This window comes from Micromonospora sp. NPDC005237, assembly GCF_040607775.1.
In the GTDB taxonomy this organism is placed as follows: domain Bacteria; phylum Actinomycetota; class Actinomycetes; order Mycobacteriales; family Micromonosporaceae; genus Micromonospora.
In genome coordinates, this window is sequence record NZ_JBEXHJ010000002.1 from 345,601 (window position 1) to 369,597 (window position 23,997).

Annotated in this window: 22 protein-coding genes and 2 pseudogenes; 11 read left to right on the plus strand and 13 right to left on the minus strand. The window is 72.2% G+C overall.

Annotated elements, in window-relative coordinates; genetic code table 11:
• Window positions 1-124: 124 nt before the first annotated feature.
• Both ABZT87_RS06515 and purD read left to right on the plus strand, forming a co-directional pair.
• Window positions 125-1,414, plus strand: coding sequence for an adenylosuccinate synthase (locus tag ABZT87_RS06515; protein ID WP_234583138.1), 1,290 nt, complete (start codon window positions 125-127; stop codon window positions 1,412-1,414).
• Window positions 1,415-1,585: 171 nt separating this feature from the next.
• Complete coding sequence (purD, locus tag ABZT87_RS06520) at window positions 1,586-2,836, plus strand: phosphoribosylamine--glycine ligase (protein WP_355064624.1); 1,251 nt, start codon at window positions 1,586-1,588, stop codon at window positions 2,834-2,836.
• Window positions 2,837-2,846: 10 nt separating this feature from the next.
• On the opposite strand, the gene ABZT87_RS06525 is transcribed toward purD, so the two are convergent.
• The 3 genes from ABZT87_RS06525 to ABZT87_RS06535 all read right to left on the minus strand — a co-directional run bounded on the left by ABZT87_RS06525 (window position 2,847) and on the right by ABZT87_RS06535 (window position 6,273).
• Window positions 2,847-4,409 (minus strand): AMP-binding protein, encoded by a 1,563-nt coding sequence (locus ABZT87_RS06525; protein ID WP_354853422.1) that lies wholly within the window; start codon window positions 4,407-4,409, stop codon window positions 2,847-2,849.
• Between the two features lie 195 nt (window positions 4,410-4,604).
• On the minus strand, window positions 4,605-5,819 hold the full coding sequence (locus ABZT87_RS06530) for an acyl-CoA dehydrogenase family protein (RefSeq protein WP_355064628.1): 1,215 nt from the start codon (window positions 5,817-5,819) through the stop codon (window positions 4,605-4,607).
• 1 nt (window position 5,820) lies between these two features.
• The gene (locus ABZT87_RS06535) at window positions 5,821-6,273 is read right to left on the minus strand and encodes an SCP2 sterol-binding domain-containing protein (protein WP_354853428.1); all 453 of its coding nucleotides are present in this window, start codon (window positions 6,271-6,273) and stop codon (window positions 5,821-5,823) included.
• A 69-nt stretch (window positions 6,274-6,342) separates the two neighbouring features.
• Between ABZT87_RS06535 and ABZT87_RS06540 the strand changes: the two genes are divergently transcribed.
• Window positions 6,343-6,987, plus strand: coding sequence for a TetR/AcrR family transcriptional regulator (locus ABZT87_RS06540; protein WP_354853431.1), 645 nt, complete (start codon window positions 6,343-6,345; stop codon window positions 6,985-6,987).
• A gap of 7 nt (window positions 6,988-6,994) precedes the next feature.
• On the opposite strand, the gene ABZT87_RS06545 is transcribed toward ABZT87_RS06540, so the two are convergent.
• The 7 genes and pseudogenes from ABZT87_RS06545 to ABZT87_RS06575 form a co-directional block, all read right to left on the minus strand.
• Window positions 6,995-7,630 carry a DedA family protein gene (locus tag ABZT87_RS06545; protein WP_355134061.1) on the minus strand — a complete coding sequence of 212 codons (636 nt, stop codon included), beginning with the start codon at window positions 7,628-7,630 and terminating at the stop codon, window positions 6,995-6,997.
• A 71-nt stretch (window positions 7,631-7,701) separates the two neighbouring features.
• On the minus strand, window positions 7,702-8,964 hold the full coding sequence (locus ABZT87_RS06550) for an adenylosuccinate synthetase (protein WP_355134063.1): 1,263 nt from the start codon (window positions 8,962-8,964) through the stop codon (window positions 7,702-7,704).
• Window positions 8,961-9,527 (minus strand): annotated as a pseudogene (locus ABZT87_RS06555) (hypothetical protein); the annotation flags it as partial. The pseudogene ABZT87_RS06555 and the gene ABZT87_RS06550, both read right to left, overlap by 4 nt.
• Complete coding sequence (locus tag ABZT87_RS06560; RefSeq protein WP_355134065.1) at window positions 9,491-9,736, minus strand: hypothetical protein; 246 nt, start codon at window positions 9,734-9,736, stop codon at window positions 9,491-9,493. The pseudogene ABZT87_RS06555 and the gene ABZT87_RS06560, both read right to left, overlap by 37 nt.
• The gene (locus ABZT87_RS06565) at window positions 9,733-10,485 is read right to left on the minus strand and encodes an NUDIX domain-containing protein (protein WP_355134067.1); all 753 of its coding nucleotides are present in this window, start codon (window positions 10,483-10,485) and stop codon (window positions 9,733-9,735) included. Before ABZT87_RS06565 ends, ABZT87_RS06560 begins: the two co-directional genes overlap by 4 nt.
• Window positions 10,486-10,580: 95 nt before the next feature.
• Complete coding sequence (locus ABZT87_RS06570) at window positions 10,581-11,627, minus strand: MaoC/PaaZ C-terminal domain-containing protein (RefSeq protein ID WP_355134069.1); 1,047 nt, start codon at window positions 11,625-11,627, stop codon at window positions 10,581-10,583.
• Window positions 11,627-12,985: a 3-oxoacyl-ACP reductase gene (locus ABZT87_RS06575; RefSeq protein WP_355134071.1), complete on the minus strand. Its 1,359-nt coding sequence runs from the start codon at window positions 12,983-12,985 to the stop codon at window positions 11,627-11,629. Before ABZT87_RS06575 ends, ABZT87_RS06570 begins: the two co-directional genes overlap by 1 nt.
• Window positions 12,986-13,040: 55 nt before the next feature.
• Between ABZT87_RS06575 and ABZT87_RS06580 the strand changes: the two genes are divergently transcribed.
• The 4 genes from ABZT87_RS06580 (at window position 13,041) to purB (ending at window position 17,283) form a co-directional block, all read left to right on the plus strand.
• On the plus strand, window positions 13,041-14,333 hold the full coding sequence (locus tag ABZT87_RS06580) for an acetyl-CoA C-acetyltransferase (RefSeq protein ID WP_355064638.1): 1,293 nt from the start codon (window positions 13,041-13,043) through the stop codon (window positions 14,331-14,333).
• A gap of 90 nt (window positions 14,334-14,423) precedes the next feature.
• Window positions 14,424-15,116 carry a hypothetical protein gene (locus tag ABZT87_RS06585; RefSeq protein ID WP_355134073.1) on the plus strand — a complete coding sequence of 231 codons (693 nt, stop codon included), beginning with the start codon at window positions 14,424-14,426 and terminating at the stop codon, window positions 15,114-15,116.
• A gap of 2 nt (window positions 15,117-15,118) precedes the next feature.
• Complete coding sequence (locus ABZT87_RS06590; protein WP_355134075.1) at window positions 15,119-15,460, plus strand: nuclear transport factor 2 family protein; 342 nt, start codon at window positions 15,119-15,121, stop codon at window positions 15,458-15,460.
• Between the two features lie 398 nt (window positions 15,461-15,858).
• Window positions 15,859-17,283, plus strand: a complete 1,425-nt coding sequence (gene purB / locus ABZT87_RS06595; protein ID WP_355134077.1) for an adenylosuccinate lyase — start codon at window positions 15,859-15,861, stop codon at window positions 17,281-17,283.
• A gap of 142 nt (window positions 17,284-17,425) precedes the next feature.
• Here the strand turns inward: purB and ABZT87_RS06600 are convergent, their stop codons facing one another.
• Together ABZT87_RS06600 and ABZT87_RS06605 are read right to left on the minus strand one after the other, a co-directional pair.
• A complete protein-coding gene (locus ABZT87_RS06600) occupies window positions 17,426-17,989 on the minus strand; it encodes a YbjQ family protein (RefSeq protein WP_355134079.1) in 564 nt (187 codons plus the stop codon).
• Between the two features lie 23 nt (window positions 17,990-18,012).
• The gene (locus ABZT87_RS06605; RefSeq protein ID WP_355134081.1) at window positions 18,013-18,696 is read right to left on the minus strand and encodes a trypsin-like serine protease; all 684 of its coding nucleotides are present in this window, start codon (window positions 18,694-18,696) and stop codon (window positions 18,013-18,015) included.
• 356 nt (window positions 18,697-19,052) lie between these two features.
• Here ABZT87_RS06605 and purS point away from each other — a divergent pair, with 356 nt between their 5' ends.
• From purS to ABZT87_RS06625, 4 genes are read left to right on the plus strand one after another with little or no spacing between them, the layout of a single operon-like run.
• Window positions 19,053-19,316: a phosphoribosylformylglycinamidine synthase subunit PurS gene (gene purS, locus ABZT87_RS06610; protein WP_007454310.1), complete on the plus strand. Its 264-nt coding sequence runs from the start codon at window positions 19,053-19,055 to the stop codon at window positions 19,314-19,316.
• Window positions 19,313-19,996 (plus strand): phosphoribosylformylglycinamidine synthase subunit PurQ, encoded by a 684-nt coding sequence (gene purQ, locus ABZT87_RS06615; protein WP_355064644.1) that lies wholly within the window; start codon window positions 19,313-19,315, stop codon window positions 19,994-19,996. Before purS ends, purQ begins: the two co-directional genes overlap by 4 nt.
• Window positions 19,997-20,042: 46 nt before the next feature.
• Window positions 20,043-22,697 carry a phosphoribosylformylglycinamidine synthase subunit PurL gene (gene purL / locus ABZT87_RS06620; protein ID WP_355134083.1) on the plus strand — a complete coding sequence of 885 codons (2,655 nt, stop codon included), beginning with the start codon at window positions 20,043-20,045 and terminating at the stop codon, window positions 22,695-22,697.
• A 4-nt stretch (window positions 22,698-22,701) separates the two neighbouring features.
• The gene (locus ABZT87_RS06625) at window positions 22,702-23,457 is read left to right on the plus strand and encodes a 2-phosphosulfolactate phosphatase (protein WP_354853897.1); all 756 of its coding nucleotides are present in this window, start codon (window positions 22,702-22,704) and stop codon (window positions 23,455-23,457) included.
• Window positions 23,458-23,703: 246 nt separating this feature from the next.
• Here ABZT87_RS06625 and ABZT87_RS06630 read toward each other — a convergent pair.
• A pseudogene (locus ABZT87_RS06630) lies at window positions 23,704-23,997 on the minus strand (hypothetical protein); the annotation flags it as partial.

Genomic DNA, 23,997 nt, shown 5'->3' on the forward strand with positions numbered 1-23,997 from the left:
GGAAGGAGCCTCCTGCCTCTCGACGCGACCCCTGCCGGTCGCGCCGTCACTACTTGTTAACCTGACACCCCGGGCTCGCCAACCGGTCGCCACCTGGCACCCGAGCCTTCTGGAGGCGGAAAAGATGCCAGCGATCGTGCTCATCGGCGCTCAGTGGGGCGACGAGGGCAAGGGCAAGGTTACCGACCTGCTGGGTGAGCGGGTCGACTACGTCGTGCGCTACTCCGGCGGCAACAACGCCGGCCACACGGTGATCACTCCGGACGGGCAGAAGTACGCGCTGCACCTGATGCCGTCCGGGGCGCTCTCGCCGAGCGCGATGATCGTCATCGGCAACGGCGTGGTGGTCGACCCGAAGGTGCTGCTCGCCGAGATCGACGGTCTCGCCGAGCGTGGCGTGGACGTGTCCCGGCTGCGGATCTCGGGTGACGCGCACCTCATCATGCCGCACCACCGGGCGCTGGACCGGGTGGTCGAGCGGTACCTCGGCTCGTCCCGGATCGGCACCACCGGCCGGGGCATCGGCCCGGCGTACGGCGACAAGGTCGCCCGGATGGGCATTCGGCTCCAGGACCTGCTCGACCCGGGCATCCTGCGCAAGAAGCTGGAACTCGCGCTGCGCGAGAAGAACCAGATGCTGTTCAAGGTCTACAACCGCAAGGCGATCGACCTTGAGGCCACCGTCGAGGAGTACCTGGAGTACGCGGAGCGGCTCAAGCCGTACATCGCCGAGACCCGGGCCATGCTCTGGGACGCGCTGGACCGCGGCGAGACGGTGCTCCTGGAGGGCGCCCAGGCCACCATGCTGGACATGGACCACGGCACGTACCCCTTCGTGACGTCGTCCAACCCGACCGCCGGTGGCGCCTGCGTGGGCGCCGGCATCCCGCCGACCGCGATCAACCAGGTGATCGCGGTGAGCAAGGCGTACACCACCCGGGTCGGTTCGGGGCCGTTCCCGACCGAACTGTTCGACGCCAACGGCGCGCACCTGCGCAAGATCGGCGCGGAGTACGGCACCACCACCGGGCGGGAACGCCGGTGCGGGTGGTTCGACGCGGTCGTGGCCCGGTACGCCTGCCGCCTCAACGGCGTCACCGACCTGGTCATCACCAAGCTGGATGTGCTCACCGGGCTGCCCAAGGTGCCGATCTGCGTCGGCTACGAGATCAACGGCAAGCGCGTCGACGACATGCCGATGAGCCAGACGGACTTCCACCACGCCACGCCGGTGTACGAGGAGCTCGACGGGTGGTGGGAGGACATCACCAAGGCCCGCACCGTTGACGAGCTGCCGGAGAACGCCCGCCGCTACATCGCCCGCGTCGAGGAACTCTGCAACACCAGGGTCAGCGTCATCGGCGTAGGCCCAGGCCGAGAAGAAAACGTAGTCCAACACCCCCTCCTCCCCTAACCCCCCCACCCACCCCCCACCCCCGGGCCCCGACCCCGCCTGGCGCCCCCGCCCCCTTCGCCTCGGTGATCAAGAGCTTTGCGTCAGATTCGCGCGAGACTTTGACGCAAAGCTCTTGATCACCGGCGCGATGCGGGGCGGTGGGTGGGGTGGACAGTAGGATGCTCGGTTGTGCGGGTTCTTTTGGTGGGTGGTGGTGGGCGGGAGCATGCGCTCGCGCTCGGGTTGGCACGCGATCCGGCTGTTTCGGCGCTGATTGCCGCGCCTGGTAATCCGGGGATCGCCTCGGTTGCCGAGGTGCGGGCCGTGAACGCCTCCGATCCGGCCGCTGTCGCCGCGCTCGCCGTGGAGACTGCCGCTGACCTGGTGGTGATCGGGCCGGAGGCGCCGCTCGTGGCCGGTGTCGCCGACGCGGTACGTGCCAAGGGCATCGCCGTGTTCGGCCCGTCGGCCGAGGCCGCCCAGCTGGAGGGCTCCAAGGCGTTCGCCAAGGACGTGATGACCGCCGCCGGTGTGCCGACCGCCCGGGCGTACGTCTGCACGGACGAGGAGACCACCGCGCGGGCGCTGGACGAGTTCGGCGCCCCGTACGTGGTGAAGGACGACGGTCTGGCCGCCGGCAAGGGCGTGGTGGTGACCGACGACCGATCCGCCGCGTTGGCGCACGCCGCGGAGTGCGGCCGGGTGGTGGTCGAGGAGTTCCTCGACGGTCCGGAGGTCAGCCTGTTCGTGGTCACCGACGGCGAGGCGGCGCTGCCGCTGCTGCCCGCGCAGGACTTCAAGCGGATCGGCGACGGCGACACGGGCCCGAACACGGGCGGCATGGGCGCGTACGCGCCGCTGCCCTGGGCCCCGCCCGGCCTGGTCGACGACGTCATGCGCGACGTGGTCCACCCCACCCTGGCGGAGTTGCGCCGTCGGGGCACGCCGTTCGCGGGCCTGCTCTACGTGGGCCTCGCGATGACGACCACCGGCCCTCGGGTGATCGAGTTCAACGCGCGCTTCGGCGACCCGGAGACCCAGGTCGTGCTCGCCCTGCTGGAGACCCCGCTGGGTGGGCTGTTGCACGCGGCGGCCACCGGAACGCTGGCCGAGCACCCGCCGCTGCGCTGGCGCGACGGCGCGGCGGTGACCGTGGTGCTCGCCGCGCAGGGCTACCCTGCCGCGCCGCGCACCGGCGACGTGATCACCGGCGCGGACCGGCCGGGCATCATCCACGCGGGCACCGCCCGCCGGGCGAGCGACGGCGCGTTGCTCTCCGCCGGCGGCCGGGTCCTCTGCGGTACGGCCACCGGCCCCGACCTGGCGGCCGCCCGGGATGCGGCGTACGCGCTGGTGGACGGGGTGGAGCTGGCCGGCTCGCAGCACCGCACCGACATCGCCACCGCCGCGGTCGAAGGCCGGATCACGATCCCGACCTGAGGGTCCCGCCTCAGCCGTAGTAGCGGCGTAGTTCCCGGGTGAGCACCTTGCCGGTGGCGTTGCGGGGCAGGTACTTCACGAAGACCACGTCCCGGGGTACGGAGAACCTGGCCAGGTAGTGCCGGACGTACTCACGGACCGCCTCGGGGTCGAGGGTCTCGCCGGGGTGCAGGGCGAGGAACGCGGCCAGTCGCTGGCCGTACTCGGGGTCGGGTACGCCGATCACGGCGGCCTCGCGTACCTGCGGCAGTTGGGCGAGCAGGTCCTCCACCTCGGACGGGAACACGTTCTCGCCGCCGGAGACGATCATGTCGTCGGCCCGGCCGTCGACGAAGAGCAGCCCGTCGGCGTTGAGCCGGCCGAGGTCGCCGGTGTCGAGCAGGCCGTCCCGGGTCTCCCGGCTGGCACCGGAGGTGTAGCCCTCGAAGAGCATCTCGTTGCCGACGAAGATGCGGCCGACCCGACCCTCGGGTATCGGCTGACCGTCGTCGTCGAGAATTTCCAGGCGGGTGCCGTGCGGCGGCCGGCCGGCAGCGGTGGGTGCCTGGCGCAGGTCCGGTGGGCCGGCGATGGACGCCCAGGAGACCTCGGTGGAGCCGTAGAGGTTGTAGAGGACGTCTCCGTACACGTCCATGAACTTCGGGGCGAGCCCACCCGGCAGGGCCGATCCGCTGACCGCGACGACCTTGAGCGGGGGGCGCGGGTCCGGTGGGGGCACTTCCAGCAGCCGTTGGAGCATCACGGGTACGGCGAAGAGGGCGTCGCACCGGTGTGCCACCAGGGCGGCGATCGTGGCGGCCGGGTCGAAGCGGCGGTGCAGCACGATGGTGGCCCGCAACGCGAAACAGACCTGCAGGGCGGCGAATCCCCAGGTGTGGAAGATCGGGGCGGCGATCAGCACCCGGTCCTTGGCGTGCAGCGGGATGCGGTCGATGATGGACACGAGCGGCCCGAAACCGCTGGGTGTGGGCCGGCGGGCGCCCTTGGGCGCGCCGGTGGTGCCCGAGGTGAGCACGATGATCCGGCCGTCGCGCTCCGGTGGGTGCAGCTCGCCGGGCAGCGCCCCGGCCACCAGCTCCTCGCGGGCGCGTTCGTCGAGGCGGGGCAGCTCGGCGGGGAGGCCGAGGACCCGTTCGGCGAACTCGTCGTCGTGCACCAGCAGCCGCAGCCGCTGCTCCTCGGCGACGGTGGACAGTTGGGCGGCGGAGAGCCCGGTGTTGACCAGGACCGCGTCGACGCCGAGCAGGGTCGCCGCGACGATGGTCTCGATCAGCCCGTGGTGGTTGCGGCACAGCACGCCGATCCGGTCGCCGGCCTGTACGCCGAGCCCGGACCGCATCGACCGGGCCATGCGTTCGGCCCGGTCGAGGAGCGCCTGGTAGGTCAGCTCGACGCCGTCCTCGTCGATGATCGCCGGCCGGCCAGGGTCGCGGGCGGCTGCCTGGCGCAGTTCGCCGGCGAGACTCCACCCCCAGGTGCGCAACGCGTTGAGCTGTGAGGCGATCCGGATCGGGCGGCCGGGGGTGAGCAGGCCGCGCCGGGTCAGCGTGGCGACGACGAACGGCAGGTCCATGCCGCAGACCTCCTTGGGGTGGTACGCGGACGGGAAGTGGGATTCCCATCCGGCAGGGCGTCTTCCTTGATCATGCACCCGACGCGGCATCAGGCCCAGCCGGCGTCGGCATGGGGTGACGAAGACGGCACGGATAGGTAGGACGCCGCCCCTGGCCCGACCGGCAGTCGGGCCAGGGGGTGGCTGACCGGAGGCTCAGCGGATCTGCATGCCGGAGATCGCCCGGGAGATCACCAGTCGCTGGATCTCGGACGTACCCTCGAAAATGGTGTAGATCTTGGCGTCGCGGTACCAGCGTTCGACGGGGTGGTCGCGCAGGAAGCCGGCCCCGCCGAGCAGCTGCACCGCCTTCTCGGTGACCGACACCGCCACCTCGCCGGCCTTGAGCTTGGACATCGAGCCCTCGCCCGCGGTGAACGGGCGGTTGTTGCGGCCCATCCAGGAGGCCCGCCAGACCAGCAGCCGAGCCGCGTCGATCTCCATCCGCATGTCGGCCAGCGCGAACGCGACCGCCTGGTTCTCGATGATCGGCCGTCCGAACTGGACGCGGTCCTTCGCGTAGTCCAGGGCGTACTCGTAGGCGGCCCGGGCCACGCCGAGCGCCTGCGCGCCGACCGTGGGTCGGGACAGCTCGAAGGTGCGCATCGCGGCCTGCCCGCTGGCCCGTTGCCCGGTGCGGGCGCGGTCCAGGCGTTCCAGCAGGGCGTCCCGTCCGCCGAGCAGGCAGCGGCCGGGCACGCGTACCCCGTCGAGGAAGACGTCGGCGGTGTGTGACGCGCGCAGGCCGAGCTTGCGCAGCTTGCGGGTCGCGGCCAGGCCGGGGGTGCCGGGCGGTACGACGAACGCCGCCTGGCCTCGGGAGCCGAGCGTGGGGTCGACCGAGGCGGTGACCACGTGCACGCCGGCGATGCCGCCGTTGGTGGCGTACGCCTTCTGGCCGTTCAGCACCCACTCGTCGGTGGCCTCGTCGTAGACGGCCCGGGTGCGCATCGCGCCGACGTCGGAGCCGGCCTCGGGTTCGCTGGTGCAGAACGCGGCGACGGCTGGGGAGTCGACGTCGCCGAAGCACTGCGGCACCCACTCGATCATCTGTTCGGGGGTGCCGGCGCCGTAGATGGCGGCGACGGCGAGCGAGGTGCCGAAGATGCTCAGGCCGATGCCGGCGTCACCCCAGAAGAGTTCCTCGCTGGCGATGGGCAGGGAGAGTCCGGTCGGGTCTGCCCAGCAGGTGGCGAGGAACTCGAAGCCGTAGAGGCCGACCTTGGCGGCCTCCTGGATCACCGGCCACGGGGTGTCCTCGCGCTCGTCCCACTCGGCGGCGGCCGGGCGCACGACCTCGGCGGCGAAGCCGTGCACCCAGTCGCGTAGATCCCGCTGTTCCTCGTTCAGGTCAAGCGAGAACTCAGCCATGTCAGGCCTTGGGGATGTCGAACAGGTTGGCGATGTTGGCGGCGAGGCCGAGGTCGCCCTTCGCCTTCAGCTTGCCGGTCATGAACATCATCACCGGGTTGGCGCCGCCGGAGACGATCTTCAGGAACTCCACCGGGCCCATGGTCAGGCTCAGCTTCGGGTCGTGCTGCGGAGTCTCGTTCACCTCGCACTTGCCGTCGGCGATGACCACCTCGTAGGTGTCGCTGCCGCCGTCGGGACGACCGGTGATGATCCAGTGGATGACCGCGTTGGTGGAGCCGGCCCGGTCCGCGCGGAACAGCGACGGCATCCGGCCGAAGACCTCACCGAGGACCTTGCCGCGCAGGTCACCGGACATCACCTGGGCGATCTTGTCGTCCGGGGTGGACTTGACCAGCTGGGCGAACTCCTTGGGGCCGACGTTGGCGAAGGTGGCCGGGTCGAAGTCAGTCATGAGATGCGCCTTCCGGGAAGATTTACCTACTCGTGCGTAACCCTACGCACGAGTAGGTATGCTCGCAAGGTGTCCAGTGTCCCCGCCTTCAGGCGCCTGCCCCGCGCCGTCCGCGAGCAGCAGATGCTCGACGCGGCCGTGAAGGTCTTCTCCCGGCGTGGCTTCCACGCCGCCAGCATGGACGAGATCGCGGAGGACGCCGGCATCTCCAAGCCCATGGTGTACGCGTACCTCGGGACGAAGGAGGAGCTGTTCGTCGCCTGCCTGCACCGGGAGGGCACCCGGATGATGCAGGCCATCGCCGGTGCCGCCGCCCCCGACCTGCCGGCCGACGAGCGGCTCTGGCATGGGCTGCGGGCGTTCTTCGGCTTCGTGGGCGCGCACCGGGACGGCTGGGCGGTGCTCTACCGGCAGGCCCGGGGCGAGCAGCCGTTCGCCGGCGAGCTGGCCACCATGCGGGCCCGCCTGGTCGAGGTGGTCGCCGGGATGCTCGACCACGCGCTGCGCGCCGAGGGCCGCGAGATCGCCGCCCTCGACCTGGAGGTCGTCGCGTACGCCCTGGTCGGCGCGACCGAGTCACTGGCCGACTGGCTCGCGGACCACCCGGACGCCGACCCGGAGAAGACGGCCACCCGGATGATGAACGTGGCCTGGCTCGGCGCCGCCCAACTGCTGCACGGCGTCACCTGGCGTCCGCCGGCCGACCTGCTGTGAGGGGCTGTCAGGTCGGTCCGCCCGGCCAGTTGCGGGCGGCGGCGCGGCGGTGCGCCCGGTGGCGCAGCCAGCGGACGGCCTCGATACCCAGCGTGACGAGCACCGAGAGGCCGATTCCGGCGAGGACGCCCTTGACGGGGTGGCGCGCGAAGGCCAGCCCACCGAAGTAGCCGAGCAGTCCGCAGTACACGGCCCAGGTGACCGTCGCGATCACGTCGTAGAGCAGGAACGACCGGCGGGGATACCGCACCGCGCCCATGGTGAGGGTGACCGCGGTCCGGCCGCCCGGCAGGTAGCGGGAGGTGGTCAGGATCAGCCCGCCGCGCCGGTTCAGCGCACGGCGGGCCCACTCGGAGCTGGCCCGCCGTCGGCTCCCGTCGGGAAACCCGGCGAGCCGGTTCGCGCCGCCACCGCGCCCGATGGCGTACGAGATGTGGTCGCCGACGCAGGCGCCCACCGCGGCGACGGCGATCACCGCCGCCAGGTTGGGGCTCCCGCCGGTGGAGAGCACGGCGGCGGTGATGACGGCCGCCTCGCCGGGTACGGCCGGAAAGAACGCGTCGACCGCCGTGAGCCCGAAGATCAGCAGGTACACCCACGGCGAGGTGATCAGCTGTCGGAGCAGGTCGAGGGCGGCGTCCATGCCCTCATGCTCGCCGGGTGCGAGCCGCCCGGTGGGCCGAGTCGGCGGATCACCCCCTTCGGTCCCGGGCGTCAGGCCGAGCGCACCAGGGCGGGTGGGGCGAGCAGCGGGCCGTGCGGGGTCTTGTCGTCGGCGGTGGGGCCGTGCGAGGCGAGCACCACAGCTGCGCCCAGCTCCGCGCCCACCGCCTCCTTCCAGTCCGTCGGCGGGTCGTCGTACAAGGGTCGGGAGCGCAGCAGGCGGTCGGTGAGCGCGGCCTGTCGGTCCAGGTCGCCGGGTGGGCCGGGGTCGAGCCGGTCGGTGGTGTCGTAGCGGCGGCAGATCCGCAGCTCGGGTCCGGCGAGGTCGAGGTGGGTCAGCGCCAGGCCGTCCACTCCGCCGGCCGCGGCGAGGGCGTACCGGTGGGCGACCGCGTCGAAGTGGCCGAACCGGAACCGGCCCTGCCAGGGGTTGGTCGGGTTGTGCGGGTCGGCCAGCGGCAGGGCCGGGTCCTCGGTCACCAGCGGGCCGGGCCCGTGTCGGGTGGTGACGGTCCGCAGCACGCCGATCCGGGTCAGGTCGCCGGACCGACCGGCCTCGGCGAGCAGGCTGTCGGCGTTGGCGAACGTGGTGGTGCTCCACGTCGTGTACGGGTGGAAGCCGTGCCACTCGTCGAGCAGCACCCCCTGCGCGCCCTCGAAGACGCAGGTGCCGGCACGCAGCGCCCGGGCGAGCCAGCTCCGGTCGACGACCGCGACCCGTGCGGCGAACCCGGTGAACGCGGGCAGGCAGTCGTCGACCGGTGGCGCGTCCAACGGGCCGAGTTCGGCGGTCAGCCGGTCCCGCAGGGCGGTCAGCCGGCGGCGCAGCAGCGCGGGGCGGTGGCAGTCGGCGACGCGGGGCGCGTCGTCGGGGTGGGCGAGGCCGTACGCGACGGCCTCACCCACCCCCAGCCCGCAGGAGCCGTGCCGGTCGGCTCCCCGGGCGATCTCCCGGGCGCGGTTGGCGGCCCGGTGGTACGGGGTGGCGAGCAGCGCGTGGGCGTCGACGGTCAGCCGGTCCAGCGCGTCGGGCACCCCGATCGTGGCGAGATGGTCGGCCTCGGCGGCCAGTGCCAGCGGGTCCACCACCACGTGCCGGGACAGGTGCGTACCGACGCCGGGATGGAACGTGCCCGCGCCGAGCTGCGCGAACGTGTGGTGCCGCCCGTCGCGCAGCACGACGGTGTGCGCCGCCTGCGCGCCCCCGTTGAAGCGGACCACCGTGTGCACCGGGCGGGTGGCGCAGAGCCAGTCCACGACCGTGCCCTTGCCGGCGTCGCCGAAGCCGAGGTCGACCACCGCCACGTGCCTCACAGCCTCCTCACCCCGCCGGTGGTGTCGCGGAACGCCGGCAGGGTCGACACCTCGGCCCGCCGCCCCCGGCCGAGGCGGGCCAGGGCCTTCGAGACGGTGCCGGTGGCGCTGGAGCCGGCGTGGTCCAGGTGGCGCAGGCCCTCGTCCAGGTCGATGGCCTGCTCGCCGAGGCCGATGGTGAGCGCGATGGTCTCGCAGACGGCGTCGAGGTCGTCGAGCACGACAGCGTTCTGCCCGAGCAGATCCCGCCAGAAGTCGAGCACCTTCGCGTTGCCGGCGTAGTGGCTGCCGGCGGGGAGCAGGTAGTAGGTGTCCCAGCGGCGGGTCACCTCGTCGACGACCTGCCGCAGCGGCACGTCCTGCGCCAGGTCGTCGCCGATCAGGCCGGCCACCTCACGAGCCTTCACCTGCGGGTACGCCAGCTCGTCGCCGATGATGAACAGGTAGCCGCGCCGGCCGCGCTTCTCCCAGTTGTCGGTGACGGTGTGCCGGGCCATGAAGTACAGGGCCAGCTCGTACGACTCGCTCATCTGCCCGCCGCCACCGCCTTCGAGGACGATCCGAGGACGGTGACCCGCCGGGCCCGCCACCGGGTGGTGACGTGGATGAACGCGTCGAGGGCTTCGGCGCGTACCGCCGGGTCGGTCGGCAGGCGGTCGGGGTGCAGGGCCGCGACCAGCTCGCGGTAGCGGCGGGCCGGCTGGTCGGCGCCGAACAGATCGGCGTCGGTGCGGGCGGCCGCGACCAGGCCGATGGCCTCCGCGGCCCTCACCGCACCGTCTCCTCGCGGGCGGGGCGCAGCAGCGCCGGGTGCAGCAGGCGGGCGTCGCCGGCCCGGTAGAGCCGTGCGCGCGGGCCACCTCGGGCACCGCCGCGCTCGGTGCTGGCGCCGGTGCTCTCCACGAAGCCCGGCACGGAGAGCACCTTGCGGTGGAAGTTGCCGGCGTGCAGCGGGTGCCCCCAGACCGTCTCGTAGACGGCGCGCAGCTCGCTGATCGTGAACTCGGCGGCGAGGAAGCGGGTGGCGAGCGGGGTGTACTCCAGCTTGGACCGGGCCCGCTCCAGCGCGTCGTCGATGATGCGGCCGTGGTCGAAGGCGAGCTGCCGGCTGGTCAGCGCGGTCACCGGCAGCCAGATCGCCTCGTCGGCGTCGGTGCCGGCGGCCGGGTCGGGCAGGTCGGGGGCGAACGCGAGGTGGGCGATCGAGACGACGCGCATCCGCGGGTCACGGTCGGGGTCGCCATAGCTGCCCAACTGCTCCAGGTGTACGCGCCGGAGCCCCTCCCCGCCGAGCCCGGTCTCCTCGGCCAGCTCCCGTCGAGCGCCGGCGGTCAGGTCCTCGTCGGGGCGGACGAAGCCGCCGGGCAGTGCCCAGTGCCCCGCGAAGGGCGCCTCGCCGCGCCGGATCAGCAGCAGGTGCAGGGCACCGTCGCGGATGGTCAGCGCCACCACGTCGACGGTCACGGCGACCGACGGGTAGGCCCGCGGGTCGTACGCGGCCAGGAAGTCCTGCTCGTTCATCTGGTCTCTCTCATCCTGAGAACATCTCGTTGTGAGAACAACGTAGCGCAGACGTACGCCCCTGCCAAGCCCGAATCAGGATCGGCAGGGACGCGTCAGCGCACGAGACCCGCCAGGTGCGGTCGGCCGCGCGAGTCGTGCAGGGCGAATGCCCCGTCCGGCAGGAGGGTGAAGTCCACAGTGCTCGGCAGCGGTACGGGCAGCTTGAACGCCACCTCGACGGTGCAGGCGTCCGGCAGTCGGGTCTCCAGCGCCGCGAGGCAGCGCGCCTTGCTCCACATGCCGTGCGCGATCGGCCGGCGGAAGCCGAACAACCGCGCCCCGAGCCGGGAGGTGTGGATCGGGTTGTGGTCCCCGGAGACCCGCGCGTACTCCGTGCCGACGCGGGGTTCCACCCGCCAGCGGGCCGTGGCCGTGGGCGCGGTCGGACGCTCGCCCCGATCGCGCCCGCCGGGTGTGCGCTCCCGGCCCAGGTACGTCGAGACGCCGCGCCAGACCTCCTCGCCGTCGACCGATCCGACCAGCACCACGTCCACCTGCCGCCCCCGGTCGTGCGGACGCAGGTTCTCGGCGAACGTCGTGAAGTCGAGGGCCTCGTCGGCGGTGATCGGGCGGTGCACGGTGATCCGGTTGCCGACGTGCACCACGCCGGTCAGCGGGATGGGAAAGCCCGGCGCGGTCATCAGTCGCAGGGTCAGCGGAAAGCCCAGGACGTGCGGGAACGTCGCGGGCAGCCGATCGGTGAGCCGGAACCCGCAGACCCGGTCGTAGTCGGCCAGGTGCGCCCGGTCGGTCCGCACCCCGGCCACGCTGAACTCGACCGCCGGCAGGTCGGCCCCGCGCCGCCCACCGAGTCCGGGCAGCGCGCCGAGCGCGGCCCGCCGGTACAGCGCGCCGGGCGCGGGCATCCGGGGCAGCTCGACGCGCGTCCGGCCGCCCGCGCCGGCCGCACCGGCACCGCTGAGGTCACTGGTCACCTCGGCCGCCGACGCGCTCAAGTCGTGCGTCTGCTCGATGCTCAGGTCGGCGCCGACGGCCTCCGGCCGGCGGATCGCGTCCAGCGTCTCGCGCGACAGGATCTCGGTCGGGCCCTCGATCAGTTCGTGGACCGACAGGTCGTCCGGCTCTCTCCGTTTGCCCATCACGCCCCCAGCAGGCTCTGGCCGCAGACCCGGACGACGTTGCCGCTGACCGCGCCGCTGGCCGGCCAGGCCAGCCAGCCGATCGTCTCGGCCACGTCCACCGGCAGCCCGCCCTGAGCCAGGCTGTTCATCCGCCGGCCGGCCTCGCGGACGACCAGCGGGATGCGGGCGGTCATCCGGGTCTCGATGAAGCCGGGGGCCACCGCGTTCACGCTGATTTCCCGGTCGCGCAGGGCCGGGGCGAGCGAGTCGACCAGGCCGATCACGCCGGCCTTGCTGGTGGCGTAGTTGGTCTGCCCCCGGTTACCGGCGATCCCGGCGATCGAGGAGACGCCGATGATCCGCCCGCCGGCCGGGATCAGCTCCCGCTCCAGCAGCACGTCGTTGATCCGCTCCTGACTGGACAGGTTGACGTCGATGACCTGGTCCCACCGGTCGGCGTCCATCCGGCCGAGCGTCTTGTCCCGGGTGATGCCGGCGTTGTGCACCACCGCGTCGACCCGACCGTGCCGGCTGGCCAGGTGGTCGGCGAGGCGGGTCGGCGCGTCCGGCGCGGTCAGGTCGAGCTGGACTGCCGTACCGCCGATCTCGTTCGCCACCGCGGCGAGGGCGTCCCCGGCCGCCGGGACGTCCAGGGCGACCACCTGCGCGCCGTCGCGGGCGAGGACCCGGGCGAGGGCCGCGCCGATACCCCGGGCAGCCCCGGTGACCAGCACGACCTGCCCGTCCAGCGGCCGGTCCCAGTCGGCTGGGGCGCTCGCCGCGCCGGCGCCGACCCGGATGACCTGCCCGGAGACGTACGCCGACCGGCCGGACAGGAGGAAGCGGAGGGTCGATTCGAGGCTTGTGCGGGTGCCGGCGGCGCTCGTGTCGCCTGTCACATAGACGAGCTGGGCGGTGGTGCCCCGACCGAACTCCTTGCCGATGCTGCGGACCAGCCCTTCCAGGGCGCGCTGCGCGGTCGCCGCACGCGGTGTCGGGCACTCGTCGGGCGGGGTGCCGAGCACGATCACCCGGCCGCTGGGCAGCAGGGTCCGGGCCTGCGGGTGGAAGAAGTCGTAGAGCTGACGCAGCTGGGTCGAGTCGGTGATGCCGGTGGCGTCGTACACCAGGGCTGCGAGGCGGTCCTGCGCTCCGGCCGTGCCGGTGTCGCGCAGCTCGACCCCGGCGGCGGCCAGGATCGTGGTGACCGGCTCGGCGAGCCGGCCGCCGCTGGCCGCGCCGAGCAGGACCGGCCCGGTCAGCAGCGGGTCGCCGGGGTGGTGTCGGCGCAGTCGCGGCGGGTCGGGCAGCCCGAGGCGCTTGACCAGCGCGCGGCCGGCGGCCGATTGGACGAAGCTCGCGTACCTGTCGGTCATGGGCGTAGCCTACTGGCGAGTAAGGTTCGAGCAACACTTGTCGAGGAGGCGGATCGTGCAGAGCATCCGGCGGGTCGCGGTCATCGGGGGCAACCGCATCCCCTTCGCCCGTTCCAACTCCCGCTACGCGGACGCGTCCAACGCGGACCTGCTCGGCGCGGCGCTCGACGGTCTGATCGCCCGGTATGGGCTGGCCGGGCAGCGGGTCGGCGAGGTGGTCACCGGGGCTGTGCTCAAGCACTCCCGCGACTTCAACCTCACCCGCGAGGTGGTCCTCGGGTCCCGGCTCGACCCGCACACCCCCGCGTACGACATCCAGCAGGCCTGCGGCACCGGCCTGGAGGCGGCGATCCTCGTCGCCAACAAGATCGCCCTCGGTCAGCTCGACGTCGGCATCGCCGGTGGTGTCGACACCACCTCCGACGCGCCGCTCGCGGTCAACGAGGAGATGCGGCGCACGCTGCTCAAACTCAACTCCGCCCGGACGCTCGGCCAGCGGCTGAAGGTCGCCGCGAAGCTGCGCCCGCTCCAGCCGTTCAAGCCGGAGATCCCCCGCAACGCCGAACCGCGTACCGGTCTGTCCATGGGGGACCACGCCGCCCGCACCGCGCTGCGCTGGCAGATCGACCGGCGCTCGCAGGACGAGCTGGCACTGCGCTCGCACCAGCGGCTCGCCGCCGCGTACGACAGGGGTTTCTTCGACGATCTGATGACGCCCTACCTGGGGCTCACCCGCGATGCGAACCTCCGCCCGGACAGCAGTCTGGACAAGCTCGGCGCGCTGCGACCCGTCTTCGGCACCCGTGGCCCGGACGCCGAGCACGCCACCATGACGGCCGGAAACTCGTCGCCGCTCACCGACGGCGCGTCCACCGTGCTGCTGGCCAGCGAGGAGTGGGCCGCCGCGCACCACCTGCCGGTGCAGGCCTGGTTCAGCCTGTCGGAGACGGCGGCCGTGGACTTCGTGCACGGCGACGAAGGGCTGCTGATGGCCCCCGCGTACGCGGTGCCGCGGATGCTGGCCCGCGCCGGGCTGACGTTGCAGGACTTCGACTACTACGAGATCCACGAGGCGTTCGCCTCGCAGGTGCTGGCCACCCTCGCCGCCTGGGAATCGCCGGAGTTCTGCAAGGACCGACTCGGCCTGGACGCGCCGTTGGGCGCGATCGACACCGACCGGCTCAACGTCAACGGCTCGTCCCTGGCCGCCGGGCACCCGTTCGCCGCCACCGGCGGCCGGATCGTGGCCACGCTGGCCAAGCTGCTGGCCGAGAAGGGCAGCGGGCGCGGGCTGATCTCCATCTGCGCGGCCGGCGGCCAGGGCGTGACGGCGATCCTGGAGCGCTGAGGCGTCCCTGTCGATCAACCTGTACGTCGTCCGGTCGCAGCGGGCGGCAAACCGCGGGCGTCGCAACGAACGGCGGACGATACTGGCACGGTGGAGGAGGACCTCGTCGAACTACTGGCCTCGACCGGAGTCACCTGCCGGTTGTTGGTCGAGCAGACGCAGGGCCCATACCACCGAGCTGTGCATCCCGAGCGGCGGGAGATCACCGAGGACCGCGATGGTCTCCCGCTGCGCCTTGGGCTACGCCTATTGGCGGCGGACGCCACCACCCCCCTCGCGGACGTCCTCGTCGAAGTCTGGCAGGCCGACCACGTGGGCCGATACTCAGGCTTCCAGCCATTCGAAGCGAGGCCGGGACAGGTGGTCACCTCGGAGTCGGTGCCGCACGATGTGATCGCCGCCGGTGAGACGTACCTGCGGGGCAGCCAGCGCACCGACGAGCGCGGGATGTGCGCGTTCAACACGATCTACCCGGGCTGGTACGCCAGCCGCACCGTGCACATCCACCTCATCGCGCACCTCGGCGACCGCTCGGTGACCACGCAGCTCTACTTTCCCGACACGGTCACCGACGAGGTTTTCCGTCGCCCGCCCTATCGGGGCCGGCCGCAGCGCGACACCACCAACGCCACCGACAGCATCTTCGCCCACGGCGGTGAGCAGATGATCCTGGACCTGCAAGGAGATCCGACGACCGGCTACACCGGGGTCCTCTGCGTCGTCCTCGACCGGCAAGCGCGACCTGCCTCGGCTCCGGGTCCTTCGGCGGAAAGCGACAGTTGATCGTGGCCAGCAAGGAGCAGATCAGGGCCACCATCGAGGCACACCTCGCCGCCGTCGGCGCCGCCGACGCTACCGCGCTGGCGGATCTCTACACACCGGATGCCCGTCTGCATGACCCCGCTGGCGGATCCCCAGTCACCGGCCGAACGGCCATCCAGCAGCACTTTGCCGGCGTGCTCACCGAGCAACGGACAATGGAACTGGTCATGGTGGCGATCGCCGACCACCACGCCGCGTTCCATTTCCGCGCCACACCAGCCGACGGCCCCACCAGAGAGGTCATCGACACCATGACCTTCGACGACCAAGCCATGATCACTTCAATGCAGGCGTACGCGAGCTGACACCAAACCCGGTCGGAGTAACCTGCGTGGCCTGCCGTCCGACCAAGGGGAGGAATCGCTCCACCGAGGCCGCGAATGCTGAGGGGTCGTCCGCCCAGGGGAAATGCCCAGCCCGTGGCTGCTGGCCGTTGCCGACGGTCGCTTCGAAGCAGCCCTGAGCGACCTGACCGAGGCAATGCACATCGGCTCGCCGCCCCGGTCAGTAGAAATCCGCCAAGCTGCGCCCGGTCTTCGGACCGGGCGAGGATCGCAACGTCGTGGGCCGGCAGGGCCAGGCCGCGTGAGTGCGGCCGTGCACGACACCCCGCGGGTGTGACCTGACCCGACCCGTCCCGCCGACCGGCCGGTGGGCCGGGTTGGCTGGGGCTGCGACCGGCGCGTACGCGACAATGAGGTACGTGACGACGATCCCGAACGTGCTCGCCAACCGGTACGCCTCACCCGAGTTGGTCGCCCTCTGGTCGCCCGAGGAGAAGGTCCGCATGGAGCGGCGGCTCTGGCTCGCCGTGCTGCGCGCGCAGCGTGACCTGGGCGTGGCCGTTCCGGACGGTGTGGTCGAGGCGTACGAGCGGGTGCTCGACCAGGTCGACCTCGCCTCGATCGCGGAGCGGGAGCGGGTCACCCGGCACGACGTCAAGGCCCGCATCGAGGAGTTCAGCGCGCTCGCCGGGCACGAGCACGTGCACAAGGGGATGACCTCCCGGGATCTCACCGAGAACGTCGAGCAGCTCCAGGTGCGGGCCTCGTTGGAGCTGATCCGGGACCGGGTGGTGGCCACCCTGGCCCGGTTGGCCTGGCTGGCGTACGAGCACTCCGAGCTGGTCATGACCGGCCGCTCGCACAACGTGGCCGCGCAGGCCACCACGCTTGGCAAGCGCTTCGCGTCGGCGGCGGAGGAGCTGCTGATCGCGTACGAGCGGCTGGAGGACCTGATCGGCCGCTACCCGCTGCGCGGCATCAAGGGGCCGGTTGGCACGGCCGCCGACCAGCTCGACCTCTTCGACGGTGACGCCGACAAGGTCGCCGAGCTGGAGCGACGGGTCGCCGAGCACCTGGGCTTCGCGCGGGTGCTCGACAGTGTCGGGCAGGTCTACCCGCGCTCGTTGGACTTCGACGTGCTGTCGGCGCTGGCGCAGACCGCCGCCGCGCCGTCCTCGCTGGCCACCACGATCCGGCTGATGGTCGGTCAGGAGCTGGTGACCGAGGGCTTCAAGCCGGGTCAGGTCGGCTCCAGCGCGATGCCGCACAAGATGAACACCCGTTCGTCGGAGCGGGTGAACGGCTTCGCGGTGATCATCCGGGGTTACCTGTCGATGGTCGGCGAGCTGGCCGGTGACCAGTGGAACGAGGGCGACGTGTCCTGCTCGGTGGTCCGCCGGGTGGCTCTGCCGGACGCGTTCTTCGCCGCCGACGGGCTGTTCCAGACCTTCCTGACCGTGCTCGACGAGTTCGGCGCGTACCCGGCGGTGATCAACTGGGAGTTGGAGCGGTTCCTGCCCTTCCTGGCGACCACCAAGATCCTGGTGGCGGCGGTCCGGCGCGGCGTCGGCCGGGAGGTCGCGCACGAGGTGATCAAGGAGCACGCGGTCGCCGTGGCGCTGGCCATGCGCGAGAAGGGCGCCCCGGAGAACGACCTGTTCGACCGCCTGGCCGCCGACGGCCGCCTGGGCCTGTCCCGCGCCGACATCGACACCCTGGTCGCCGACCGCACCGCCTTCGTCGGAGCGGCGAAGACCCAGGTGGAAGCGGTAACCCGCCGCATCACCAAGGTGGTAGAAACCCACCCGGAAGCCGCAACCTACACCCCACCCCCCATCCTCTAACCCCGCCGACTCCCCCCCGCGCCCCCGCGCCCGTCCCGCCCCAGCGTTCGTTGATCATGAAGTTATTGCCGCGACACGCCGACGCGCAGGGCAATAACTTCATGATCAACCGGGTGGCGAGGGGCCGGCGGCGAGGGTCGGGTTAGTCGCCGGTGGGGGTTTCTGCGGCTGTTCGTAGGTTGGGGCCGCTTGCGGGTTCGGCGATGCCGCCGAGAGACTCGGCGAAGGCCGGGTCGGTGGCGGTCTGGGCCGCCACCGCCGGCTGGTCGGCCGGCATGACCTGGGGCATCGTGGGTACGGCGATAACCGCCGTGCCGTACGCGCAGATCTCCATCCACATCTCGCCGCAGTCCCGGCTGTCGAAGCGCATGCCGATCACGGCGTTCGCGCCGAGCCGCAGGGCCTCCTCGCCGAGGCGGGTCACGGAGTCGGTACGCCAGCGGGTCAGGTTGTCCGGCGCCATCGGGTCGTACGCGCCACCGCGCAGATTCTTGACACCCTCGCGGTACGGGTTGCGCGTCCTGGCCATCGATGACACCACCTCACCGAGAATCTGGCGGATCTCGTAGCCGGGCAGTTGCTCTGTCGTCACGACCAGCACGGTTCCGATGCTGTCAGGAGTTGCGCGACCCGATCGGGTGCCGTGTTCACCTGATCGGATGCTGCAAAACGACGCGGCGCGGACGGTCGGCACGCCGCCGACCATCCGCGCCGCGCGGGCGCTAACGGTCAGACACCGGCCACCGAGGTGATCCAGGCCCGGTTGTACGCGACACTGCCGTAGTTCTGGATGGAGGAGCCGTCGGCCGTGGAGGCCACACCGACCTGCTGGCCGTTGTAGAACTGCGGCCCGCCCGAGTCGCCCCGCCAGGCGTTGCCGTTGATCCGGGTGCTGCGGATCGCCTGCCCGCCGTACGCGTCGGTGACGTTGGTGCTGGTCACCTGGACGGTGGCGGTCTTGAGCTGGCTGGAGGCGTCGCACCCGCTGTAGCAGGTCATGCCCCACCCGTAGATCGAGTTGGTCGAGCCGACGGGCGGGTTGCTGCTGGCCAGGGACACCGCCGAGGTGCTGACGGTGCTGGAGAGCCGCATGAGGGCCAGGTCGTTACGGGTGTAGGTGGCGCTGACGGTACGGGTGACCCCGCCCGAGGCGCGGTAGACGCTGCCGACCCGGACCGACATCGTGCCGCTGATGCAGTGTCGGGCGGTGAGCACCCACTGCGCGGCGATCACGCTGCCCGAGCAGGTGAACGAGCCGTTGCTCAGCACGGCGGCGGCCCAGGGGGCGGACGACACGGTGCCGCCGCCGATGATGGGTTGGGGGCCGGCCGGGGCGGCGGACGCGCCGGACGCGGCGGCGAGGGCGCCGACCAGCGCGGTGCTGATCAGGGCGAGCAGGGGACGAACGCGCATCGGTGGACTCCTTGGAGGGGCTGGGGCCCGGGGTCGCCGGGTGCCCGGTGGCGACAGCGGGAGATCCCCGCCGCCGCTGGCATCGAGTGATGTCGATGTACTGTAGGGCCGACGAGCATCGTTTTCAAGAAGCTTATCGAGATCAACCAATGTAACGATTCGGCTACCCAGCGCGCCGTATATGCCCTGCTGGGGCCGCCTGTCCCGCCCCGCCGGCCGCACCCGCCGCCGGTTATGTGGATCACTGCCTGAACTGCGCCCGGCCGGTGCGTCCGCGACGGTATCTGCCAGGTACGCTGGCTGCGCTCGCCCGTTGTGGGTCGGCACCCAACTGCGTACACAGTCAGGAGTGCCCAGTGCCTCGCGTCGTCGTCGACGTCATGCTCAAGCCCGAGATCCTCGATCCGCAGGGCCAGGCCGTCGCAAACGCGCTGCCCCGGCTCGGCGTCAGCGACGTCGCCTCAGTGCGGATCGGCCGGCGCATCGAGATCGACTTCACCGGTGAACCGGACCTGGACCGGGCCCGGGAGATCGCCGACAAGCTGCTCGCCAACCCGGTCATCGAGGACTTCACCGTCCGCCTGGTCGAGACCGACGAGACCGCGGACGCCCGCTCGTGACCGCCCGGGTCGGTGTGGTCACCTTCCCCGGCTCGCTCGACGACGGGGATGCGGCCCGCGCCGTCCGGATCGCCGGCGCCGAGCCGGTCCGGCTCTGGCACGGCGATGAGGATCTGCACGGTGTGGACGCGGTCGTGCTGCCCGGCGGCTTCTCCTACGGTGACTACCTGCGCTGCGGCGCCATCGCCCGGTTCGCCCCGGTGATGGAGACGCTCGTGGACGCCGCCCGGGGTGGTCTGCCGGTGCTCGGCATCTGCAACGGCTTCCAGATCCTCTGCGAGGCGCACCTGCTGCCCGGCGCGCTCACCCGCAACCAGCACCTGCACTTCCGTAACCGGGACCAGGTCCTGCGCGTCGAGTCGGCCGGCACGGCGTGGACCAACGCGTTCCAGCCCGGCCAGGAGATCCTCATCCCGGTGAAGAACGGCGAGGGCTGCTACGTCGCCGACACCGCGACGCTGGACCAGCTCGAAGCCGAGGGGCGGGTCGTCGCGCGCTACGTCGGCGGCAACCCCAACGGGTCGCTGCGCGACATCGCGGCCATCACGAACTCCGCCGGCAACGTTGTCGGCATCATGCCGCACCCCGAGCACGCGGTGGAGGCGCTCACCGGCCCCTCGCTGGACGGCCTGGGCTTCTTCACCTCGGTCCTCAAGCACCTGGTGGGGGCGCCCGCGTGAACGCGAGGAGTCGGTCAGGCGGGCACGAGCGCAGCGAGGAGAGGTCATGACCACCCATCCGGACCCGGTACGGGACACTCCGGAGGCGTACTCCGCCCCGGCGCAGCCGACCGAGCCGCTGGCGCAGCCCGCCGCTCCGTCCCAGCCGGCGACCGCCGACTGGACCGACGGCGTGGACACCGTGCCGCGCGCCGGTGGCACGCCGGGCGAGTTGCAGCCGTACACCGAGCTGGGTCTGCGCGACGACGAGTACGACCGGATCCGGCACATCCTCGGCCGTCGACCCACGCAGTCCGAGCTGGCGATGTACTCGATCATGTGGAGCGAGCACTGCTCCTACAAGTCGAGCAAGGTGCACCTGCGCCAGTTCGGTGAGAAGGCCCCGCACAGCGACCGGCTGCTCGCCGGCATCGGCGAGAACGCTGGCGTGGTGCAGGTCTCCGACGAGCTGGCGGTGACCTTCAAGGTCGAGTCGCACAACCACCCGAGCTTCGTCGAGCCGTACCAGGGCGCGGCGACCGGCGTCGGCGGCATCGTCCGGGACATCCTCGCCATGGGTGCCCGCCCGATCGCGGTCATGGATCCGCTGCGCTTCGGTGCCGCGGACCACCCGGACACCGCTCGGGTGCTCACCGGCGTGGTCGCCGGCGTGGGTGGCTACGGCAACTGCCTCGGCCTGCCCAACATCGGCGGCGAGCTGGTCTTCGACCCGTCCTACCAGGGCAACCCGCTGCTCAACGCGCTTTGCCTGGGCGTACTGCCGGTCGACCGGCTGCAGAACAAGGCCGCCGCGGGCCCCGGCAACGTCGTGGTGCTGATGGGTGCCAAGACCGGCCGGGACGGCATCGGCGGCGTGTCGGTGCTGGCCAGCGCCACCTTCGACGAGGGCAGCGAGGCCCGTCGCCCGGCCGTGCAGGTCGGCGACCCGTTCACCGAGAAGCTGCTGATCGAGGCGTGCCTGGAGCTGTACGACGGTCAGCTGGTCGTCGGTATCCAGGACCTCGGTGGCGCCGGCCTGACCTGCGCGCTCACCGAGACTGCCGCTGCTGCCGGCACCGGCATGCGGGTCTGGCTGGAGCGGGTGCCGCTGCGGGAGCCCTCGATGGACCCGCACGAGATCCTGGCCAGCGAGTCGCAGGAGCGGATGCTGCTGGTCGTCGAGCCGGACAAGCTCGACGCGGTGCTCAAGACCTGTGAGAAGTGGGGCGTCCTCGGCACCGCGATCGGCGAGGTCACCGCCCCGGAGCCGGACGGCCGCCCGGGTCGACTGCTGATCACCTGGCAGGACCACCTGGTCGTCGACGTGCCGCCGGGTTCGCTTGTCGACGACGGCCCGGTGTATGCCCGACCGATGCGGGAGCCGGCCGACCTGATCCTGCTCCAGGCCGACCGGGCCGAGACGCTGCCCCGCCCGGCCGACCCGGAGGCGCTGCGGGAGACCGTGCTGCGCATGATCGCGTCGCCGAACCTGGCCGACAAGACCTGGGTCACCGAGCAGTACGACCGTTACGTGCTGGGCAACACCGTGCTCGCCCAGCCGGAGGACGGCGGCGTGATCCGGCTCGACGAGCGGACCGGGCTCGGCGTGGCGCTGTCGGTCGACGGCAACGGCCGGTACGCGCGGCTCGACCCGTACAACGGCACCAAGCTGGCACTGGCCGAGGCGTACCGAAACGTGGCGGTGACCGGCGCGAAGCCGATCGCCGTCACCGACTGCCTCAACTTCGGCTCTCCCGAGGACCCGGGCGTGATGTGGCAGTTCGCCGAGGCCGTGCGCGGCCTGGCGGACGGCTGCCTGGAGCTGGGCATCCCGGTCACCGGTGGCAACGTCAGCTTCTACAACCAGACCGGCGCGGCGGCCATCCACCCGACCCCGGTGGTCGGTGTGCTGGGTGTGCTGGACAACGTGGCCGACCGGGTGCCGATGGGCTTCGTCCCGCGTCCCGGCGGCGACCACGACCAGCTCTACCTGCTCGGCGAGACGAATGTGGAGCTGTCCGGCTCGGAGTGGGCCTGGGTGACGCACGAGCACCTCGGCGGCATCCCGCCGCAGGTCGACCTGCTTCGCGAGAAGGCGCTGGCCGACCTGCTGGCCGAGGCGGCCCGGGTGGGTCACCTCAGCTCGGCGCACGACCTGTCCGACGGTGGCCTCGCCCAGAGCCTGGTCGAGTCCTGCCTGCGGCGTGGCGTCGGCGCACGGATCGCCGTGCCGGAGCAGTTCGCCGAGGGTTCGATGCCGTTCGTCTACCTGTTCAGCGAGTCCGCCACGCGGGCGCTGGTGTCGGTGCCGCGTGGCCACGACAAGGCGTTCGCCGCGCTCTGCGCCGAGCGGGGGGTGCCGTTCGAGTTGATCGGCGTCACCGACCCGGCCGGCGGCGCGCTGGAGGTGCACGGCCAGTTCCGGATCGGTCTGGACGAGCTGCGCGCCGCGCACACCGAGACGCTGCCGCGCCTCTTCGGCGGCGCTGCGGCCGTCGACGTGCCCGCGCCGGCCGCCGGCGTGGCGGGCGCGGTCGAGGCCGTGCCGCTGCCGGGTGCCCCGGCCGAGCCGGTGGACGCGTCGGAGGTGCTCTCCGAGCCGATCGCCTCGGCCGGTCCGTCCCCGCAGACCGGAGCTGTCGACCCGGTCGGGTCGGAGCCGCCGGGCGAATCGTCCGAGTCTGACCCCGGTGCCGCCGAGCCGTCGCCTGACGAGCGCTGAGGCGTTGACGGCGGCCGTCTACGGCCAGCCCGGGTCGGGTGCCCGCTTCGACTGGGGCCTGACCGGGGCGGCCGAACTCGGCCGCGTCTGCGCGGCGCTGGTGGTGGTGGACGTCCTCTCGTTCACCACCGCCGTCGAGGTGGCGGTCGCCCGGGGCATGCGGGTGCACCCGTTCCCGTGGGGCGAGCAGGCCGCCGAGTACGCGGTGCGGGTCGGCGCGGTCGCGGCGGTGGGCCGCCGCCGGGTGACAGCCGACCATCCGTGGTCGCTCTCACCCGCCGCGTTGAGCGCCGCGCCCGTCGTGGCGGACCTGGTGCTGCCCTCACCGAACGGCTCCGCGATCAGCGCGGCCGCCAGCGCCACCGGGCTGCCGGTGGTCGCGGCGTGCCTGCGCAACGCCCGCGCCGTCGGGCGTTGGCTGCGCCGCCAGGGGTACGGCACGACGGACGCCCCCATCGGCGTCGTCGCCTCGGGTGAGCGGTGGCCGGACGGGTCGCTACGACCGTCGGTCGAGGACCAGCTCGGCGCGGCGAGCGTGCTGGACGCCCTGTCCGGTGTGCCGGGTGGCCTCTCCGTGGAGGCGGCCATGGCGCTCGCCGCGCTGGCCAGCACTCCGGACGTGCCCGCCGCGGTGCGCGGCAGCGTGTCCGGTCGGGAGTTGACCGAGGGCGGCTTCGGCGCCGACGTCGACGTCGCGGTCCGGGTGGGCGTGTCGGACGTCGTACCGGTCCTCCGCCAGGGCGTGTTCTCCGCCGCCTGACCGTCGCGGGTCGCCGGCCCGCTCGCGCCGCGCCCGCGCCCGTCCGCGCCCGTCCGGCCGGCCGTCGGGTGGCGGGGCGATCAACTCGGATTCCGGGAAGTCGGTGTGTCGAGGTAACGCGGACAGCCCGCCTACCTGGAAGACGAGTTGATCACGCTGGAGGACCGGGCGACCAGCGCCCGCAACGGAACGGCCGCCCGGAGATCCGGGCGGCCGTTCTGCCGTGCTGCGGTGCCGTGGTGCTGGTCAGTCGTCCAGCCAGTCGAGGCGTCGGCCGCCCCGCTCGGTGGGCGGCGGCCCGTCCGGCCGGGCCCGGCCACCCTGCTGCTGACCATAACCGGCCTGGTCGTAGCCCCGGTCGTCGTAGGCGCCGCGTTGCTGCGGGGCTTCCTGGCCGTAGCCGCCCTGGTCGTACCCGCCGCCCTGCTGCTGGCCGTAACCGCCCTGGTCGTAGCCCCGGTCGTCGTAGGCGCCGCGTTGCTGCGGGGCTTCCTGGCCGTAGCCGCCCTGGTCGTACCCGCCGCCCTGCTGCTGGACGTA

Coding starts and splice junctions, on each gene's coding strand:
- ABZT87_RS06525 (WP_354853422.1), bottom strand. CDS start 4,409: ATGGACCTGCCGTTCGTCGTCGCCACGCTGACCCGGCGCGGCCTGCTC.
- ABZT87_RS06530 (WP_355064628.1), bottom strand. CDS start 5,819: ATGGCTGAGTTCTCGCTTGACCTGAACGAGGAACAGCGGGATCTACGC.
- ABZT87_RS06515 (WP_234583138.1), top strand. CDS start 125: ATGCCAGCGATCGTGCTCATCGGCGCTCAGTGGGGCGACGAGGGCAAG.
- ABZT87_RS06605 (WP_355134081.1), bottom strand. CDS start 18,696: ATGCGCGTTCGTCCCCTGCTCGCCCTGATCAGCACCGCGCTGGTCGGC.
- purL (WP_355134083.1), top strand. CDS start 20,043: ATGACCACCCATCCGGACCCGGTACGGGACACTCCGGAGGCGTACTCC.
- ABZT87_RS06565 (WP_355134067.1), bottom strand. CDS start 10,485: ATGAACGAGCAGGACTTCCTGGCCGCGTACGACCCGCGGGCCTACCCG.
- ABZT87_RS06545 (WP_355134061.1), bottom strand. CDS start 7,630: ATGGACGCCGCCCTCGACCTGCTCCGACAGCTGATCACCTCGCCGTGG.
- ABZT87_RS06600 (WP_355134079.1), bottom strand. CDS start 17,989: ATGGTCGGCGGCGTGCCGACCGTCCGCGCCGCGTCGTTTTGCAGCATC.
- ABZT87_RS06535 (WP_354853428.1), bottom strand. CDS start 6,273: ATGACTGACTTCGACCCGGCCACCTTCGCCAACGTCGGCCCCAAGGAG.
- ABZT87_RS06575 (WP_355134071.1), bottom strand. CDS start 12,985: ATGACCGACAGGTACGCGAGCTTCGTCCAATCGGCCGCCGGCCGCGCG.
- ABZT87_RS06570 (WP_355134069.1), bottom strand. CDS start 11,627: ATGGGCAAACGGAGAGAGCCGGACGACCTGTCGGTCCACGAACTGATC.